Genomic DNA, 1,292 nt, shown 5'->3' with positions numbered 1-1,292 from the left:
CATGGCACTGTCTGGGTGAATGGCGATAATGGCTATATTGCCATGCAGGTCAGTGGGTTAGAAGTGCTTCCGGGGGCCGGTCTCACGGATTCAGGATTAAGTATCATGGAACCTTCTGCATCTGTCTTCATCACAGGCACCCCGTTATCATCCATGACCATCTCACCTTCAACTTCCTTCACTTTGAATATCGGTGTGGTAATAAGATCCACCAGAATACTTGCTAACGCATAACCATTTTCAATGGTTCGCATAATATTGTCATTGAGCTTGCCCAACTCTTGAGACACATTGAGGTTCTGGTTTTTGATGTCCTGAAGGTGGCTGTCAATTTCCTTGAGCTGATCGAAATATAAATTGAACTGATTGTTGATAGAAGTCAAAGAGCCACTGATCTTGCTTACATACAACGTTGTGCGGCTAAGATGCGCAACGGCCTGCTCTAACTTCTCAATCGATTCATTGACCTCTCTGTTCGCTTTGTGAGCATTCCTAAGAGCTTCTTCGCCATGGCTATTATAAGCCCAACCTGCAATAGCCAAGACCGGACCAGCAACAGCGGCTCCGAGAATGGCGGTACCACCTGCCATGCCCAACCCACCTGTGGCTAGAGAGCCACCACCTATGGCTGCCAAGGTTGCGTTTGTCGCGGCGGCTCCAGCGAGTGATGATATCGCGGTGCCCGTAGAAGCAGCCCCCAGAGCCATTACTCCACCGTAGACTGCAAATCCGGCTGCTACACCAGCGGAGCCTGCACCTGCAACTGTTCCCAGCACACCAACAGCGGTGTAGCTGTACTCTTCAATTTCTTGGAGCTTATGCTTGGGAATATTAACCTTCAGCTTTTTCTCGCGGCCCGCATTTATTTGCTGCTGGAGTTTATCAGCCAAAACCTTGAACTCACCGATACGCTGACCAATCTCAAGCTCTTGTTTGCCAAGCACCTCAAGTGCCATAGTGGTCGCGCGCTCGTGCTCGTCAAACACCTCTCGCTTTTCATCGTAGCGCTGCTTGGCATCGGTCACGATCTTATCGGCTTCTGAGTGACTCTGATAACCATCGTAGCCTTTCTTTGCGCCATAGGCAGCGCTGGCCAAGGCTGCTCCAGCAAGAATGAAGGGAAGCGGCATAGAATTTCCTTATGATTAATTATGAAAATTGCAGTCTGTGTACTGCAATACAGTTCCTATTTTTGGCTCTTCGACGTTGGGTGTGGAATTCGCCCCCTGAGCTGGGCCAGAATATGACCTCCACAGCGGCAGGAGGTATGACATGGACGGCACCCAGATTCT

Annotated in this window: 1 protein-coding gene; it reads right to left on the bottom strand. The window is 49.9% G+C overall.

What is annotated here, in order from left to right; genetic code table 11:
• Window positions 1–32: 32 nt before the first annotated feature.
• Window positions 33–1,130 carry a hypothetical protein gene (locus tag BIS10_RS18770; RefSeq protein ID WP_253507811.1) on the bottom strand — a complete coding sequence of 366 codons (1,098 nt, stop codon included), beginning with the start codon at window positions 1,128–1,130 and terminating at the stop codon, window positions 33–35.
• Window positions 1,131–1,292: the final 162 nt, after the last annotated feature.

This window comes from Halomonas sp. 707B3, assembly GCF_024158645.1.
GTDB classification, from domain to species: domain Bacteria; phylum Pseudomonadota; class Gammaproteobacteria; order Pseudomonadales; family Halomonadaceae; genus Vreelandella; species Vreelandella lionensis.
Note: the sequence above shows the minus strand (reverse complement) of the source record. Positions and strands in the feature narration are given on the sequence as shown.

What these genes read in the sequence shown, in the direction of transcription:
- BIS10_RS18770 (WP_253507811.1), bottom strand. Translation starts at nt 1,130, where the DNA reads ATGCCGCTTCCCTTCATTCTTGCTGGAGCAGCCTTGGCCAGCGCTGCC.